Raw genomic sequence first — 16,358 nt, forward strand, 5'->3', positions numbered from 1 at the left:
TGGTGTGAGAGGTCGAAAATTCCTCATCAAGAGGAATTTTCTCCTACTCGATTACCCATTTTTATACCCATTTTTAGCCTGTCTGCTCGTAAGTAGGTAATCATCCGTATCTGTTTTTTTGTTTTTTATTCTGCTACAATCTCCTTAAAACTCAGGAGGTATTCTATATCACTATGAATAAAGAAGAAAAAGCAAAACTCTGGTCTGACCGTATCCAACAATACCAGACCAGTGGACAAACATGTAAACAATGGTGTACAGAAAACGGTATCCATTTATCTACGATGGGATATTGGATCCGCAGATTTGCAAAAGAAGAGCCGGCATCCGAATCTGAACAGGATATGGTCTTTGTCAGACTTCCATCTGAACAGGAAGCTGCCAGAAAGCTGCTCTCTGAGGAATCTTCATCGGTGCGTATTTTTATTTCAGACAGTATCCGTATTGAAATATCTGATTCCTGCAGACCGGAACTGATGGAATCTATACTGGGATTCCTGCAGCGCCATGCTTGACCTGGCAGGAGGAACAACGGTATATCTTTCCTGCGGAGTCACTGATCTGAGAAAAAGTTACAATGGTCTGGCCGCCATCATCAAATTAAAATTTCACCTCGACCCATACTCACGCTGCATGTTTGCGTTCTGCAACCGTCGGCGTACTTCTATAAAGATCCTTCAATGGGACGGATCCGGATTCTGGATCCTGATGAAACGGCTCGACCGTAATGCTTTTCACTGGCCGGATACTCCAGATGAACTCCGTCAGGTGACTCTGAAAGAGATCCACTGGCTGTGTGACGGGCTCTCTTTAAATCCCAGGGGTGCATTTGAGGAACACCATCCAAAGATCATCCTGTAAGCATAAGACAGCGGAGCTGTCAATCCCGTAAAAATCATGAAAAACATGGCATTCCCAGCGTATTTCCTATATCCGGAAACGCAGTTTTTTATAGGAAAACAGCTGGAACCATGATATACTTTTTATAACGCTAAAGCAGGGAGGACAGGACATGGAACCGATCTTTACAGATAAACAGCTGAATAACATGAGCCGTGAAGATCTGATCTCATTGATGAAGATCGTACAGGAACAGACAAAGAAGAAGGATACAGAGATCCAGCTGCTGAAGGATAAACAGAAAGAACTCGAATTTTTAAATGCCATGCTCTCTGACCGTCTTACCCTTGCGCAGAGAAAACAGTTTGGGGCATCCAGTGAAAAGTATGCCGAAGGCTATGAACAGATGAGACTGTTCAATGAGGCGGAAGCCAATGCGGATGCGGAAACAGAGGAACTTTTTGAAGAGATCCGGCCATCCTCTTATAAACGTAAAAAAAGAAAAGGAAAGAAGGAAGAAGATCTTTCCAATTTTGAGACCGTTGCGACCAGGACCTATAAACTGGAAGGGGAAGCCCGTTACTGTCCGGAATGCGGAAAAAAATACAGCGTAGTAACAAAGGAGACCGTAAAACGCCTGCGTTTTATACCTGCAAAGTTTGAGGTTGAAGAAGAGATCACTTATGTATACAGCTGTCCGGAATGCGGATCCATGAAACGTCCGGAAAAAGAACCTTCCCTGATCCGTAGGAGCATTGCTACACCTTCCCTCGTAGCAGGTATCATGAACGCTAAATATGTAAACGGGATGCCTCTGGCACGTCAGGAAAGAGAGTTTGCCAGATATGATCTCGATCTCTCCACAAAGACTATGGCGAACTGGATCATAAACTGTGCAGACAGATACCTGAAACCGCTGTATCAGCTGATGAAAGAGGAACTTCTGGAAAGCAGATATATCCATTGTGACGAAAGCCGGATCCAGGTACTCGGAGAACCGGATCAGAAAGGGACGACCCAGAACTGGATGTGGGTATATCTCACGGATGAATTCAGTGGTTCCCCGCAGATGGTACTCTTCGATTATGAAAGGACCCGTGCGGGATATCCTCCTGTAAACTTTTTAGGGGACAGGTTTCATGGGTATCTGACCTGTGATGGATATCAGGCTTATCACAGTTTAGGAGAAGGTATCATAGTAAGCGGGTGCCTTACCCATGCAAGACGACGTTTTGATGCAGCCCTCACAGCATTAAAAAAAGACTTTACAAAAGAACAGCTGAAAGAGACCATTGCATATCAGGCGATGTCAAGGATCGGGATCCTCTATAAGATCGAGGAAATGATCCACAATAAAACACCGGAAGAAAAATATGAGGAGCGCCAGAAACAGTCCCGTCCGGTTATGGATGCCCTGTTTGAATGGCTGCATACGATGGAAGATTCTGTAGACAGGTCTTCCCTTATTGGTGATGCCATTTTGTATACGCTTAATCAGGAAGCATATCTGAAACGCTATCTGGAAGATGGCCATCTCAGTATAGACAACAACAGTGCAGAACGTGCATTGAAAAACTTTGCAGTGGGACGCCGCAACTGGCTGTTTGCCAAAAGTGTACGGGGAGCTGGTGCCAGTGCCCTTGTTTACAGCATTACAGAAACGGCACTTCTGAACCATCTGAAACCATACGCATATCTGACTTATATATTGGATGAACTCAGAAAAATGGGAGCTTTTCCTAAAGAGGAAGAGTTAAAGAAACTGCTTCCATGGTCAGAAGATCTTCCGGAATACTGCCGTACTAAACTAAAAAAATAATACTAAGCCATCTGATATAGAATTTGGCAGACAGCCAGAAACAGTATCAGATGGCTTTTATAAAATGTCAATATACGGATGATTACCTACTTACAATTATCAGATAAAGTTCGGATATTATTAGAATTTTATAAATTTAATTACTGGCATCTTACGATGCCAGTAAAAAATAACAAAAAACTTTAGTAAGTTAATTTTAAAAAGCAAAGAGATTAAATTAAAACATATTTTCAGTTGATAGAAAATTAGTGGAGAGATATAATGAAGCAAATTAAATATTATGACAGAGTGTACATGTTTCGAGTGCGAAAGGTAAATAAACAGAAAAATACAGGGAGATTCGCACCGGAAAATGACAGGATGAAGAGAAAAGCGAAGAGAAGCTAGGTGAAAAAGAAAAGCTAGAATGAGAAATTTGGAAAAAATTAATAAAAATAAGAAGTGTTTAGCAGCAAAAATTATTTGAATTTGCAGTCGCCTTCCGTGAAGGCGTGAGTTGAGAAGTCCATGAGAAAGCCGTTCAAATATTCCACCGTGTCGCCTTCCGTGAAGGCGTGAGTTGAGAATACTAGCATTTAGACCCTATAAATGTGCTGTTATAGAACGCCTATAAAGATGTTCCTCCTGCTCATTTGAATATTCTTGGAATATAAGTCTTCAATAGCATAAATACGGACCAAGGAAGCTGTATGAGAAGAAACAGAAGAGTAGAAAGTAAATGCTAAAAGAAAAGATATTATAATAGGAAGAAACACGAGTAAAAAATATTATAAAAAGAAAAAAACAAAAAGTCATGAATTGATTGTTATGCTGGAACATAGGTGTTAAAATCAAATTATATTGTAAGTACGGGGTATATATACAGTAATAAATTTGAGAAGTTTGTGAGCGTTATTTGCGTATACAAAAAGTTTGCATTTCCAAGAAAGAATTGTATAGGTTTGGAGGGATGTCAATGAATACAAGAGCGTATATTCCAATGGATTTTTTGAATGTTCCAGGAACACAGCTTGAGAAACTGCCATGGGAGCATGAACAGATATTGCGGCGGTATCTCAGCATGTCACAGCATATTTGTGAATTGGATGAGTTATATAGTATGATGGTTTTTAACTTGGAAAATATGTTTGAGAAATTCTCTTTACAATTTGACGATCGTATATTCGCTAAGAGAGGAGAAACTGTAGATGTGATTCAGATCAATGCGTTGCTTTGCAATGCCGTCAGCGCAGGGCGGACATTGATAGAATCTATGGAGAAATTTGATGAATTCTATATTTCTAAGGATAAAAGTTTTAAGAAAAACTTCATTTCGAAAGCATATGATCAATATTCGGAGTATAAAATTGTAGACTTTCTGCGAAACTATATGCAGCATGGCCATATACCGATTCATTATGATGAAGAAAAAATTTATTTAGATCTGTCAGAAATTCTGGAGACCACACATCTGAAGATGAATAAAAATCTAAAAAGGATGTTACAAAAGGCCAAAAAGGATTTGTTAGAGTATGGAGTAGCAGATACAAGACTTTGCTGTGTCCCGCTTTTTTATAAGTATTTTCTTTTGATTCATAGATTGTATCGGGCATTTTATTCGTATGCTGAGTATACATTGATGCAGATAGGAGAAGAAAAGCGAAAATTATTGCAGGATCATCCAGAATATGTACGGCAAGTGGATGAGATTGCTTTTGCGCCAGTTTATCAGGATGAATTGGGGCAGCTTCATGGAGTAGCGGTAGAGGACGGTTATGAAGAGAAAATTCGGGAAAATATAACGTATGCAGAAGAAAAACTTCAGGAATACATAAAAGGAAATGGACAGATCTGCAGTTTACAGATTGACTATTGCCTGGAATATCGTATTCCGGAAATGATCCTGATTCATGAGGAGGAGCTGTCGGAAAATCTGGTGTCTTATTGCAAAAAGCATGGACATGAGATTCGGCATGTTTCTTTTTATACGTATTATAAAGATGATATGGATAGCTATACACGCTATAAAATGTTTCCGTATATCCAATTTGAGGAGAGTGTCGAATGGAATGTCCCATATGACAGGGTGACGATTCGGGATTTCCTTCGCACATTTCCAGAGGCAGAGGAAAAAGGAATTCTTGTACAAGCCAACAATATGGGCGGGGATGGAATACAGATCGCGCAGGCGGTTTTGCAGGGATGGAAAACATTTTTATATCACAGTTCCCAGATATTGGACACGCTGGGAATAAACTCCCTGGCTGATGCAATCGACTGGGCGTCACGGGTAGTTTTTATTTATCAGAGTATTGGATGGCTGAAGAAGTCATTTGGAAAAAGAATCGAGAAGAAACCGACTATTGAGCAATTGGAAGAATATATCAGGAGAGCAGAACGGTGGGAGCTATCGCAGCTTTCATCTACACTGCATGCAGCGCCGGAATTGTTGAAACTGGTATTGAGCGAAGTGGGATATATCAGCCAAGATGGTGAGTTGTTTGTATATGATGAAGTAATAGCTACGCAAAGAAAAGAGGAAGAACGAAAACGTAAGGCAGAAAAAGAAAATTCGCATGGAACCCAGGTAGACTGCAGGAAAATGAATAAGGTGATAGAAGAGCTTAATGTCACGATTTTGTATTATGCAAGTTTACAGAATGAGAAAAAGGCAGAGGAATGTGGGAAAGAGACGAGGATAGGAAAATGCGTGGAGCAGGTGATCTGCAAGTATAGAGAGTTTCTATGGTGGGACGAAGTGAGAGAAGAGCTGAAGGTGAGAGATCCATTGCCGGAAAAATTTACAGAGGAGATCCAAGGAAAGATTTGCAGGGATGTGAGAGCGTTGGAGGAAGAGCTTTCTGGAAAATGCAGGGAATTAGAAAAGAATGAGAGCTTCTGAAAATAGAAGAAATGAACATAAGATTACAAATAAAAAGAATAAAAAAGAAATTCTGTAATTTTTTTAAAATAGTGCATATTCCGCAAGAACTGCGCATCCGTTCCAGAGGAACGGAGCGCCATTCCGCTTCAAACTGAGCAAAGCTCAGCAGGTTTATTAGTTACCGTTGTTTACTCTACGATCTCTGCCAGGAAATTCAAGACGATATGCCTTGGATGTCATTCGGCTTAAGCAGGCATCTGCATAGGTGGAATCTCCAGATTGTCCCTGATAAATAAGAGGCGAAATGACCATGTCCTTTTGACGTAGTTCATGCTTTGTCATGTTTATACCAGCCCTGGACGAAGACAGACATTCCTTGTATTTGCGGTCTGCAAAGACAGCATCGTAACGGTACTTGTGAGCAATGGAACAATGATGGATGGCTTTCGGACATCCATTACAGACGTAAGGAGCCTTATCAAGACGGTTACACTGTTCTTTAACGAAATCAGGACAGGTTTGGTTACAGGTTGGACAGGAAGTACACTTAATGTTGCAGAGTATGATTTTCCTGCATACATTTGTTTTTCTGCAGTGATATCTATGAATGCAGAAGTTGTGAGCGTTAAGGAAGGATCCTTTATGATACCAATCACTTACACGATGGAGTTTCACTTCCTTCGAAATAGTTGTAGGATCTTTGCATAAGAAGCGGGCGATATCTTTAAAAGTGCTGCCGTTATTCAGGGAACGCTCAATGTATTTACGGTCTTCAAGGGAAAGATGTTTCTGGTTACCAGGAATATATTTACTCATAGAGATCTCCTTCTACTGCTGTCAGAAGGTCTTCATGAGCATAGCACGAATATATGAAAGATTAAACTCCACTCATGTAGGAGTAAATTCCACCGCATAAGCGGACGATGGAATTTACTTTTGAAATTTTCAGTGAAAGAATTTAGCTTTTAATCACATGACAACGACAGGGTATGATGCTATAATGAGTTTAAAAATAAGAAACGGGGTGACGTTGTATGATGTATCCATATATGACACTGGCAGATGAAACGGAGATTGTTCATTCACAAATTGTTGAAAAAGATGGAATGAAAAAAGTTATTGTAAACTTTGAACGACCAACAGAAGATGGATTTGATTCGGCAAGGTGTGAATTGCCTGATTACAAATGGACAGAACGCCAAGGATATTCGGATGAAGAAATAGCAATGTTTGAAGAACTCCTGCATAGTAATGCTCATTTGCTATACCGGTATGCGGAGAATGGGGGGATTCAAATTGCCTAAATTGTTTATGGTATGTGGATATACGGTATATTTTTGGTCTAATGAAAATGGAGAACCAATTCATGTTCATATATCAAAAGGTAAGCCTACTCCAAATGCGACTAAAATATGGCTTACAAAGTCAGGTGGATGCATTTTGGCAAGTAATGGAAGTAAAATTTCCAAGAAAGAGCTGAATGAATTGATGGAATTTATATCAGCACAGTTTTTCTTTATTTGTGCAAAATGGAAAGAGGCATTTGTGACGGATGAGATAGGATTCTATTGTTAAGCATATTGTAACTTATAGTACATCGGGGACCGGTCCCAAGGCGGTCAATCCAAAAGAAGATCACTATAATTCTGATACAAAGATAAGATTAAAAGATTTTCCTAATATTCCCATGACCTTAGCAAACGAGACACATGGGGGTATGCCCTATGAAAATGAATAGAAAAAGCGAGTAAAACGGCAGGGGTCTCGAAAAGGAGACGGCTGCCGTTTTACTCGCTTTTTACCAGGGTTTTCCAGCAGTACGATAGTTCCCGTCTACTCAGATTTTCATAGGGTCAGACCCCTAGAGTTGCGTGGACCAAAGGCTCTGGGCGACATCCGGGGCGTGACCTACATATACGGAATGTTCTACCGCTTCGGACTGATTGATGTGCCGTAAACGAGGCAAAGCAGAAGATAGGATCAACTTGCCATTTGAGTTCCCAAATGGTAAAATCAAAATGCACTGGGATATAATATCCTTTGCCTGTTAATGTAGCTTCGGAAAGGGCGTGGAAGAATGGCAGCGACGTTAAAACTTCCGGTTGGTATCGAAGATTTTAAGAAAATTCGCCAACAAGGTTTTTACTATATTGATAAGACAAGACTGATTGAACAGCTTCTTGACAGCTGGGGAAAGGTAAATCTTTTTACAAGGCCCCGCCGTTTTGGTAAGACCTTAAATATGAGTATGCTCCGAAACTAACGGATAATGAAAAACAAAGATATGGCGCGCTTGTCCGAATGCAGGACGGAAAATACGCAATGGACGAAGATACGCTGGAATCGGCACTCCAGACATTGCAGAACAGATGATATCATCGACTGGCTTTTGGGATGATGTCACTGTGTAAAGACTACCTCAAAGATCGTTCCGCCGGACGGGCTGGACTGAACGGTTATTCTGCCGTCATGTACGCGCACGATTTCACGAACTAGGGCCAGCCCAAGGCCTACTCCGCCGAGCTGGCGGCTTCTGGATTTATCTACACGAAAGAATGGTTCAAATATGCGTTCTTTTAATTCAGCCGGGATTCCGCTTCCGGTATCTTCTACGGACAGGCAGATGCTTTTTCCCTTCCGGTATGCGGTTACGGTAACCTGTCCGCCGAAATGGTTGTATTTGATTGCATTCTCAACAAGATTGTATACCATCCGGTAAATCAAAATGTCACTTCCGACCATAGTGGTATCTTTACAGTTCCCGATCAGTTTTATCTCCTTTTCCTGGGCAAGCGGTTCCAGATCCACCAGTACTTCATCGACAAGGGCGTCAACGGCAATGGTTTCATCCCTGCTTACTGTTTGAAGCTCACTCATATCGAGCAGTGTCTTGACCATTTTGCTGAGCCGGCCGTTTTGCTCTGTCACCATTTTCAGTGTTTGTAAGGTGTCGGCGTCATTGCCTGGATGCGGGGTGGAATGGTATAAATCGAGCTGTACCTGCATGACAGACAATGGGGTTCGAAGCTCGTGTGCTGCATTTGCCGTAAATTGTCTCTGGATTTCAAAAGCATCTGCGAGACGTTCCAGCATCTTGTTATACGAAATACGAAGCTGGTTCAGCTCTTTTACTTTGTTTTCTTCAATGCGCGAATCGGCCAGATTCTGTGCCTGCACCTCCTCGATTTTTTCGGAGAACTCACGAATGGGCCGAAGTGCATGGCCACTGATAAAATAGGTAGCGACACCGCCAAGAAGGGCCAATAAAGCGGAAAGGATCAGGCTGTTTCTTTTGTAGTCTGCTTTGTTGTTGTACACCTGAACAGAGAAATCTCTGGCAAATTCATCCCAATTGTCCTCCGGAATGCTGATATAGATTTGATCGGAACCGTCTGCGGTACCGTCTCCGCCCTGATCTCCGGCATCATCGCCCCGGGCATCTACGGTCTCCTGCAGGGAATCGATATAATAAATTCCGTTTTTATAGACAAGCAGGGTCAGACATCCACAGATGACCGCAATATACAGGGTAATGATACAGGTAAGTCTCCACTGCAGTGATATTTTTTTCATCGGTCGGACTCCTCTCGTATTTGATATCCTTCGCCTACTTTATTCAAAATCGGATCGTATCCAAGTACCGCCCTGAGCTTTCGCCGAAGCGAAGACATATGGACGCGGATGGATCCGCTGAAGCTGTCCACGGAGGCATCCCAGACATGCTCGATCAATTCTTCCTGGCTTACCGGTCTGCCAAGGTGGAGAAGCAGATATTCCAAAATTCCGTTTTCTTTTCTTGTCAGGGAAACCAGGGTTCCGTTGGCATAGGCCTCTCGCTTGATGGTATCGAATTTGATCCCGCCACTTTCCAGACAGACATCCTTCTGCACAAATTTTCTTCTTGTCAGACTGCGGATCCGCGCTTCCAGCTCCTGCAGATGGAACGGCTTTTCCATATAATCATTTGCCCCGGCATCGAGTCCTTCTACTTTGTCTGCAATCTGTCCTCTTGCAGATAAGATCAGCACCTTCGTTTCTTCGTTTTCCTTTCGGAGCTCTTTTAGAAGATCCATTCCGTCCATGCCGGGCAGATTGAGATCCAGGACAATCAGATCATAATTTTCTGCCAGGATGCATTCCAGAGCCTCCGCCCCATCATAGCAGGTATCTACCTCGTACCCGGCGGCGTACAGACTTCTGGCAACTGTGTCACACATTTGTTTCTCATCTTCCACGATTAATAATCTCAAAATTTTTTCACCTGCCCATTTCTTAACAATGATTTTACAACAGCTATTGTATAATATCAGAGTCAGCTGGTCAATCAATAAAATCAAAGGAGCAACCACATTTTGAAATGCAGAAAAATATCTCAAATTGTTCTAGTTATCACAGGCATAGCGATGATGGGCTATGGCGCCGTCAGAGGGGAAGCGGCTGCTGTGCTTGGGAAAGCAATTAAATTATGTCTGGAGTGTGTCGGAATTGGATAAGAAAAAGAAGTTACGATCAAAGAAAATAGCCGGAATACGCGGGTGGATCCAGGCAGCGGCCACACTGCTTACCAATCCTCATATCCCCAATTTTTTTCAGGGCAAAATATATCAGGGCAAAGCGAAAACGGTATGCGTACCGGGACTAAACTGTTATTCCTGTCCTGCCGCGACGGGAGCGTGCCCCATCGGAGCCTTTCAGGCGGTTGTCGGATCATCCAAATTTAAGTTTTCCTACTACATAACCGGGTTCCTGATTTTACTCGGCGTGACACTGGGAAGATTCATCTGTGGTTTTTTGTGTCCGTTTGGATGGTTTCAGGATTTGCTTCACAAAATCCCCGGAAAGAAATTCTCTACGGCCAGACTGAAGCCGCTGCGGTATCTGAAATATATCATCCTTGTTGTTTTTGTAATTCTTCTGCCGATGTTTGCAACGAATTCGATCGGGATGGGAGATCCGTTCTTCTGCAAATATATTTGTCCGCAGGGCGTTCTGGAGGGGGCGATCCCGCTTTCCATCGGAAATGTCGCAATCCGGTCTGCACTGGGCAAGCTGTTTTCGTTTAAATTCGGTATTCTGATTACGGTTGTCGTGCTCAGCATCTTGTTTTACAGACCTTTCTGCAAATGGATCTGTCCTCTTGGGGCAATCTATTCCTTATTTAATAAGGTAAGCTTTTTACATATCACGATTGAAAACAGCAAATGCGTCGGATGCAACCAGTGTTCCAGGGCATGTAAAATGGATATCGACGTGTGCCGGACCCCAAATCATCCGGAATGCATCCGATGCGGAGCCTGCATCAAGGCCTGCCCGAAGGATGCGATCCACTATCAGTTTATGGGAAAAACGTGTCAGAAAAAGGACACCGGAGATCAACAGTCAGAGATCAGAAACCATTGATTAGCAGCAGATCACGAAGCATCGAAGGATGATATTGAATTTTTGTTTTTTACATTATACTATCTTAAAAGGAGCCATAACTTATGAAAACCAAAAGAACTTTTATCCCTGTTTTTACACTCAGCGTAGCATTATTACTTACCGCATGCAACGGAAAAGAGGCTGCAGACACAAAGAAAACGCAGACAACCCAGACGGAATCCGGCACAGAAGCTGTTACGGGATCTGTTGCGGAATCCGGAACCGAAACGGCAGGGGCTTCCGGCACAAAGCTGGACGATTTATATCAGCAGGAGAACCAGATTTTTTCAGATCATGCGGATGTATGGAACAAGGTGTTTGGCATGATGAATAAAAGCACGGCTGATCCGAGCGGAAATTATGGGGATTATCTGGCAGACACGGTTGAAGCCAACAAGGACTCTTTTTCAGAGGACGAGCTGAATACACTGACGGATGATATTGCAACGATACGAAAAATCGAGGAACAGATAGCGGAAATGGAAAATGGCAATACAGCATCGGAAGATAGCAACGCGAAAAACGATTCCGAAGAGGCATCTCCGTTCCGGGATTTTTCGGGTCAGGATTATGATGGCAACACAGTTGACGAAAGTCTGTTTTCCAAAAATGCGGTAACGGTCGTGAATTTCTGGTTTACCGGCTGCAAGCCTTGTGTTGCTGAGCTATCCAAGCTGAACGAATTAAACGATGCAATCAAATCCATGGGAGGCGAGGTTGTAGGCATCAACACAGAAACCTTCGACGGAAATCAGGATGCGATCAAAGAAGCAGCAGCGGTTCTTGAAAGCCAGGGTGCGAAATACCGCAATCTTTCCATTGACTCTGCTTCCGCTGCAGGAAAGTATGCTTCCGATATTATGGCATTTCCTACCACAATCTTGGTCGATCGAAATGGAAATATTGTGGGAGAGCCGATGCTCGGCGGAATCGACAATCAGGAGAATTATGATACGCTGATGAAACAGATCCAGTCCGTGATTGATGCAGACAGCGCGAAGTAAGACGAGAGCTGCGGCGTTTTTTGGGAGAGAAAATGGGAGTGCGAAAAAACAAAGTTACGTTTTTTCGCACTCCTTTTCATAACAAGATTTTAAAAAAATACATTTACGAAACGATGTACTGTGCTGTACCTGTCCCGAAAAGCTGCTCGGTGCTTAGAACAAGAGCTGAGGTCACACGGCGATTCCCCACATATATGCACACGTTTTCGGAACCACCAGTAATCCGACCTTTGGTTTTGATAGCAGCCATTTGACAAACAACAGCCGGGTTCCTGCTCTGCGAAAGGGCAGAAAATAAGGAAAACTTTGCGCAATTAAAAGGAGCATACCGCAGCAGCGATATGCTCCTTTTGAACTACCTGGGTAAATATTATTCACAAAGTTTGGAGAAAGCGTCAGCTACGAACTGAACTTTTGTTCCAACGATAACCTGTACAGAGGTTTTGCCAGGTTTGATCACGCCTGCCACGCCGGCAGATTTGATTACCTTGTCGTTTACGGCAGTGATATCTTTCACTTCCAGTCGCAGTCTTGTAACGCAGTTATCAATGCTTGTGATGTTTTCTTTTCCGCCGCAGCCTTCCAGAATTTTAGCTGCGATTGCGGTATAGTTATCACTTGCCAGTTCTACTTTTTTCTCTGCTTCGAGATCGTCATCTTCGCGTCCAGGAGTCTTCAGATCCCATTTCTTGATAGCAAACAGGAATACGAAGTAGAATACGAGGAATGCTGCGATTCCAAGCGGAATGATCAGCCATATTTTCTGTGCTGCGGGCAGTGAGGATGAGAACAGGAGGTCCATAGCACCGGCGGAGAAGCTGAATCCTGCACGGAAGCCGAGAGCAACTGTGATCATAGTAAAGATACCATACAGTAATGCATAGATTACGTACAGAACAGGAGCAAGGAACATAAATCCGAACTCAAAAGGTTCTGTAACGCCACAGATGAATGCGCAGACTGCAGCAGAAGCTACCAGACCGATCGCAGCTTTTTTCTTTGCAGGTTTTGCACATCTTACCATAGCAAGTGCAGCACCAGGAATACCGAACATCATACATGGGAAGAATCCGGACATGTACATACCAAGGCTCCAGGTTACATCAGCAGATGTTTCACCAGCCCAGAAGTGCTTCAAGTCACCAAGACCGATCGTGTCAAACCAGAATACATTGTTCAGAGCGTGATGTAATCCGGTCGGGATCAGCAGACGGTTCAGGAATGCATAGATACCGGCACCGACAACATCAAGGCTGACAATAGATTTACCGATTGCTACCAGAGCACCGAACAGTAATGGCCATACCAGTAACAGAACAGCAGATACAACGATAGAAACAACACCGGAAACAATTGCTACACAGCGTTTGCCGCTGAAGAAGGATAACCAGTCCGGAAGCTTGGTGTCTTTGAAACGGTTATAGCAGGCAGATCCGATGATACCGGCCAGGATACCGATGAACGGGTTTTCGATCTTGTCAAAGGCCAGCGTCTTTGTAGCACTCTCAGCGATGGACGGGATGATAGTTGTAACAACTCCGGTAGAAAGAAGTGTTGTGATCATCAGCCAGGATGCCAGAGCTGCGATTCCGCCGGTACCGTCATTCTTTTCTGACATACCGACACCAACGCCGATTGCAAAGAGAATTGCCATGTTGTCGATCAGAGCTGCTCCTGCTTTTACGAGAAACAGACCGATCAGGTTTACTGCGCCCGAGATCTCGCCGCCCTGCATCGTTGCCGGACACAGCCGGTATCCGATACCCATCAGGATACCGCAGATCGGCAGTACTGCTACAGGAAGCATGAGGGCTTTCCCTAGTTTCTGAAGAAATTTCATATATTTCTCCCTCCTTAAAAGATAATTTATATAACTGGATACCTCCAATTAGATACGTGAATTTACCGAATCCATCCAATATACTTACAAAAGCAAGTGCAGAAAAGACATTGAGAGTGCATTTCACAAAAGCAAGTGAGAAAAGACTTCAAGCGTACATTTCATAAAAGAAGAGGATGAAGATTCATCTGACGAAAGATCAAAAAAAGATCAGGAAATACTGAGAACGGCTTCGTCTAAGGAAACTTCGCCCTCTTTTTTCAAGCTGATTTTCCCGTAATCATCGGTATTGCAAATCAGTACCGGAGTGACTGTGTTCAATCCGGCCCCGGTGATCTTGTCCAGATCGACATCCATCAGAAGATCTCCTTTTTTGACCTGATCGCCGGCTGCAACGTGTGCGGTAAACGGTGCGCCCTTTAGTGTAACCGTATCCAGGCCGATGTGGATCAGGATTTCGGTTCCGGAGCTGCTTATGAGCGTGATGGCATGAAGAGTATCAAATACCATGGCTATTTCACCGTCTGTCGGTGCATAAATTTTTCCCTCAGACGGAATCACTGCAAATCCGTCCCCCAGGATTTTTTCGGAAAAGGTAGGATCCGGGACTTCGGAAAGCGGAACTACTTTTCCTTTGCAAGGTGCGTAAAGAACATTTTCTTTGTTCTTTCCTTTTAGAAAATGAAACATAAAATTGATATCTCCTTTCGAAAATAAGGTGCGATGTTTTTTCGGGATAGGGATCCGAGTTCATCTGTAATTACGTTGAGTGATTTTTTGTGAAAAAATTTGGTGTTTTACCCTTTGATCCGTTCTGTTTGACGTAAAAAGTCAACAAAATGCCGTTGGAAAAGGAAACAGAGTATTTATTAAAAACAAAATTGCATAATTCTGCACGAACTTCTCAATAGATTATATACATAATAACTGATACGTAAGGATTTGTAAATACTTTTTTGATATTTATGACAAAAGAATCTACTTTCAAAAGGAGAAAAATCGGTAGTTTAACCAACTAATGCGTTACTGCGATAAAAGAAGAATATACACACATTGGGGTCAGACCCCATTACTGTTGTGGGAAACTTTTGGGCGGTTCCTGTTTTTTGGTTTGAAATTCGAAAAATCTTTATACAATCTTAATGCCATGGAAAAGGTATTTATACGTTTTTAAAGCGGAAGTCTCTAAAATAAGGAGGAATCAAAAAGAAGGAGTAAAAAGAGAAATGTGGAGTATAAAACTGCGATACAGGAAACAATGGTCGTCGTTTGAAATTATCATTCTTGGATTTGCGGGGGTAATTCTGGCAGGAGCACTGCTTTTGATGCTTCCTGTGGCTTCGCGGGAAGGAAATGTAACGCCATTTACAGAAACACTGTTTACTGCAACATCAGCCGCCTGTGTGACAGGACTGGCAGTCAGAGATACAGGAAGCTACTGGTCCGTCTTTGGACAGAGCGTGATTTTGCTGCTCATTCAGATCGGCGGTCTTGGTGTGGTTACGATCGCTGTTTCGATTGCGATGCTTTCCGGGAGAAAAATTTCCCTGATGCAGCGAAGCACGATGCAGGATGCGATTTCTGCCCCGAAGGTGGGCGGAATTGTGCGCCTGACGCGTTTTATCCTCAAAGGAACCTTTGGAATTGAACTGTTGGGGGCGTTGTTTCTTCTGCCTGTTTTTTTACGGGATTACGGCGGAAAAGGAATCTGGATGGCGTTGTTTCATTCTGTATCCGCATTCTGCAATGCAGGATTTGATCTTCTTGGAAAAACGGATCATCTGTATCCGTCCCTGACTTCTTATGTGGGAAATCCACTGGTTAATCTTACGATTATGGGGCTGATTGTAACAGGTGGAATCGGATTTCTGACCTGGGATGATATCTATACAAAAAAATACCATTTTCGTCAGTACTGCATGCAAAGCAAGGTGATCCTGCTTACAAGTCTGTTTCTGATTTTTGTTCCGGCGGCCTTCTTTTTCTTCCGGGATTTCGCCGGAATGCCGGTCAAGGAGCGGACGCTCTGCGCATTGTTTCAGTCCGTGACAACAAGAACGGCCGGATTTAATACGGCAGATCTTTCCGGGATGACAGGTGCTTCCCAGGCGATTATGATTGTTCTGATGATGATTGGCGGAGCACCGGGATCAACGGCTGGCGGAATGAAAATTACCACATTTGCCGTGCTGACAGCTAATGCGTCTGCTACGTTCCGTCAGAGAGAGGACACACAGATGTTTGGACGCAGGGTGGGCCAGGAGGTATTAAAAAATGCATCTACGATTCTGATGATGTATCTTTTTCTGGTGCTGATGGGAGGAATGGTGATCAGTGTGGCAGAAAATCTGCCGATTTCTGAGTGTCTGTTTGAGACAGCATCTGCTGTTGGAACGGTTGGCCTGACGCTTGGAATTACGCCGCAGCTCGGTGTTCTTTCGAAAGGAATTCTGATCGCACTGATGTTTCTTGGAAGGGTTGGCGGTCTGACGCTTGTTTATGCTGCGATGCCGGGGAGAAAGAGCGCACATGCAAAAATGCCGCTGGAAAAAATAAATGTAGGATAAGAAG

Annotated in this window: 14 protein-coding genes and 2 pseudogenes; 11 read left to right on the top strand and 5 right to left on the bottom strand. The window is 43.2% G+C overall.

Going from position 1 to position 16,358, the window contains the following annotated elements:
- Positions 1 to 173: 173 nt before the first annotated feature.
- From tnpA to DWX00_RS08800, 4 genes are all read left to right on the top strand, one after another.
- Positions 174 to 515, top strand: coding sequence for an IS66 family insertion sequence element accessory protein TnpA (gene tnpA / locus DWX00_RS19865; RefSeq protein ID WP_199669430.1), 342 nt, complete (start codon positions 174 to 176; stop codon positions 513 to 515).
- Positions 508 to 861 carry an IS66 family insertion sequence element accessory protein TnpB gene (tnpB, locus tag DWX00_RS08790; protein WP_055227435.1) on the top strand — a complete coding sequence of 118 codons (354 nt, stop codon included), beginning with the start codon at positions 508 to 510 and terminating at the stop codon, positions 859 to 861. The genes tnpA and tnpB overlap by 8 nt, the downstream gene beginning before the upstream one ends.
- Positions 862 to 1,012: 151 nt before the next feature.
- On the top strand, positions 1,013 to 2,659 hold the full coding sequence (gene tnpC / locus DWX00_RS08795; RefSeq protein WP_118595065.1) for an IS66 family transposase: 1,647 nt from the start codon (positions 1,013 to 1,015) through the stop codon (positions 2,657 to 2,659).
- 955 nt (positions 2,660 to 3,614) lie between these two features.
- Positions 3,615 to 5,540 (top strand): hypothetical protein, encoded by a 1,926-nt coding sequence (locus tag DWX00_RS08800; RefSeq protein ID WP_118595066.1) that lies wholly within the window; start codon positions 3,615 to 3,617, stop codon positions 5,538 to 5,540.
- A gap of 258 nt (positions 5,541 to 5,798) precedes the next feature.
- Here the strand turns inward: DWX00_RS08800 and DWX00_RS08805 are convergent.
- Positions 5,799 to 6,338: pseudogene (locus tag DWX00_RS08805) on the bottom strand (helix-turn-helix domain-containing protein); the annotation flags it as partial.
- Between the two features lie 218 nt (positions 6,339 to 6,556).
- On the opposite strand from DWX00_RS08805, the gene DWX00_RS08810 reads away from it, so the two are divergent.
- The 3 genes and pseudogenes from DWX00_RS08810 to DWX00_RS08820 all read left to right on the top strand — a co-directional run.
- Positions 6,557 to 6,826: a hypothetical protein gene (locus DWX00_RS08810; protein WP_055227428.1), complete on the top strand. Its 270-nt coding sequence runs from the start codon at positions 6,557 to 6,559 to the stop codon at positions 6,824 to 6,826.
- Positions 6,819 to 7,097: a DUF4160 domain-containing protein gene (locus tag DWX00_RS08815; RefSeq protein ID WP_055227426.1), complete on the top strand. Its 279-nt coding sequence runs from the start codon at positions 6,819 to 6,821 to the stop codon at positions 7,095 to 7,097. Before DWX00_RS08810 ends, DWX00_RS08815 begins: the two co-directional genes overlap by 8 nt.
- Before the next feature lie 502 nt (positions 7,098 to 7,599).
- Positions 7,600 to 7,782 (top strand): annotated as a pseudogene (locus DWX00_RS08820) (AAA family ATPase); the annotation flags it as partial.
- A 140-nt stretch (positions 7,783 to 7,922) separates the two neighbouring features.
- Here DWX00_RS08820 and DWX00_RS08825 read toward each other — a convergent pair.
- Together DWX00_RS08825 and DWX00_RS08830 are read right to left on the bottom strand one after the other, a co-directional pair.
- The gene (locus DWX00_RS08825; protein WP_118595067.1) at positions 7,923 to 9,095 is read right to left on the bottom strand and encodes a sensor histidine kinase; all 1,173 of its coding nucleotides are present in this window, start codon (positions 9,093 to 9,095) and stop codon (positions 7,923 to 7,925) included.
- Entirely contained in the window at positions 9,092 to 9,772 is a 681-nt protein-coding gene (locus DWX00_RS08830) for a response regulator transcription factor (RefSeq protein WP_082424906.1), read from the bottom strand. The genes DWX00_RS08825 and DWX00_RS08830 overlap by 4 nt, the downstream gene beginning before the upstream one ends.
- A gap of 99 nt (positions 9,773 to 9,871) precedes the next feature.
- Here DWX00_RS08830 and DWX00_RS20555 point away from each other — a divergent pair, with 99 nt between their 5' ends.
- The 3 genes from DWX00_RS20555 (at position 9,872) to DWX00_RS08845 (ending at position 11,947) form a co-directional block, all read left to right on the top strand.
- Positions 9,872 to 10,015, top strand: coding sequence for a CD1871A family CXXC motif-containing protein (locus DWX00_RS20555; protein WP_055218540.1), 144 nt, complete (start codon positions 9,872 to 9,874; stop codon positions 10,013 to 10,015).
- Positions 10,008 to 10,922, top strand: coding sequence for a 4Fe-4S binding protein (locus DWX00_RS08840; RefSeq protein ID WP_117804789.1), 915 nt, complete (start codon positions 10,008 to 10,010; stop codon positions 10,920 to 10,922). Before DWX00_RS20555 ends, DWX00_RS08840 begins: the two co-directional genes overlap by 8 nt.
- A gap of 83 nt (positions 10,923 to 11,005) precedes the next feature.
- Positions 11,006 to 11,947 carry a TlpA disulfide reductase family protein gene (locus DWX00_RS08845; protein WP_022461280.1) on the top strand — a complete coding sequence of 314 codons (942 nt, stop codon included), beginning with the start codon at positions 11,006 to 11,008 and terminating at the stop codon, positions 11,945 to 11,947.
- Between the two features lie 370 nt (positions 11,948 to 12,317).
- On the opposite strand, the gene DWX00_RS08850 is transcribed toward DWX00_RS08845, so the two are convergent.
- Positions 12,318 to 13,787 (bottom strand): PTS transporter subunit EIIC, encoded by a 1,470-nt coding sequence (locus DWX00_RS08850; protein WP_117804788.1) that lies wholly within the window; start codon positions 13,785 to 13,787, stop codon positions 12,318 to 12,320.
- A 210-nt stretch (positions 13,788 to 13,997) separates the two neighbouring features.
- Positions 13,998 to 14,477, bottom strand: a complete 480-nt coding sequence (locus DWX00_RS08855; RefSeq protein WP_117804787.1) for a PTS sugar transporter subunit IIA — start codon at positions 14,475 to 14,477, stop codon at positions 13,998 to 14,000.
- Between the two features lie 536 nt (positions 14,478 to 15,013).
- Between DWX00_RS08855 and DWX00_RS08860 the strand changes: the two genes are divergently transcribed.
- Positions 15,014 to 16,354 carry a TrkH family potassium uptake protein gene (locus DWX00_RS08860; RefSeq protein ID WP_117804786.1) on the top strand — a complete coding sequence of 447 codons (1,341 nt, stop codon included), beginning with the start codon at positions 15,014 to 15,016 and terminating at the stop codon, positions 16,352 to 16,354.
- The last annotated feature ends 4 nt before the right edge of the window (positions 16,355 to 16,358 follow it).

Origin of the sequence: Blautia sp. AF17-9LB (assembly GCF_003479185.1) — a bacterium.
GTDB lineage: Bacteria > Bacillota > Clostridia > Lachnospirales > Lachnospiraceae > Fusicatenibacter > Fusicatenibacter saccharivorans.

Excerpts from the sequence above, each read along its gene's own strand:
- tnpA (WP_199669430.1), top strand. The coding sequence starts at position 174 with ATGAATAAAGAAGAAAAAGCAAAACTCTGGTCTGACCGTATCCAACAA.
- tnpB (WP_055227435.1), top strand. The coding sequence starts at position 508 with ATGCTTGACCTGGCAGGAGGAACAACGGTATATCTTTCCTGCGGAGTC.
- tnpC (WP_118595065.1), top strand. The coding sequence starts at position 1,013 with ATGGAACCGATCTTTACAGATAAACAGCTGAATAACATGAGCCGTGAA.
- DWX00_RS08800 (WP_118595066.1), top strand. The coding sequence starts at position 3,615 with ATGAATACAAGAGCGTATATTCCAATGGATTTTTTGAATGTTCCAGGA.
- DWX00_RS08810 (WP_055227428.1), top strand. The coding sequence starts at position 6,557 with ATGATGTATCCATATATGACACTGGCAGATGAAACGGAGATTGTTCAT.
- DWX00_RS08825 (WP_118595067.1), bottom strand. The coding sequence starts at position 9,095 with ATGAAAAAAATATCACTGCAGTGGAGACTTACCTGTATCATTACCCTG.
- DWX00_RS08845 (WP_022461280.1), top strand. The coding sequence starts at position 11,006 with ATGAAAACCAAAAGAACTTTTATCCCTGTTTTTACACTCAGCGTAGCA.
- DWX00_RS08850 (WP_117804788.1), bottom strand. The coding sequence starts at position 13,787 with ATGAAATTTCTTCAGAAACTAGGGAAAGCCCTCATGCTTCCTGTAGCA.
- DWX00_RS08855 (WP_117804787.1), bottom strand. The coding sequence starts at position 14,477 with ATGTTTCATTTTCTAAAAGGAAAGAACAAAGAAAATGTTCTTTACGCA.
- DWX00_RS08860 (WP_117804786.1), top strand. The coding sequence starts at position 15,014 with ATGTGGAGTATAAAACTGCGATACAGGAAACAATGGTCGTCGTTTGAA.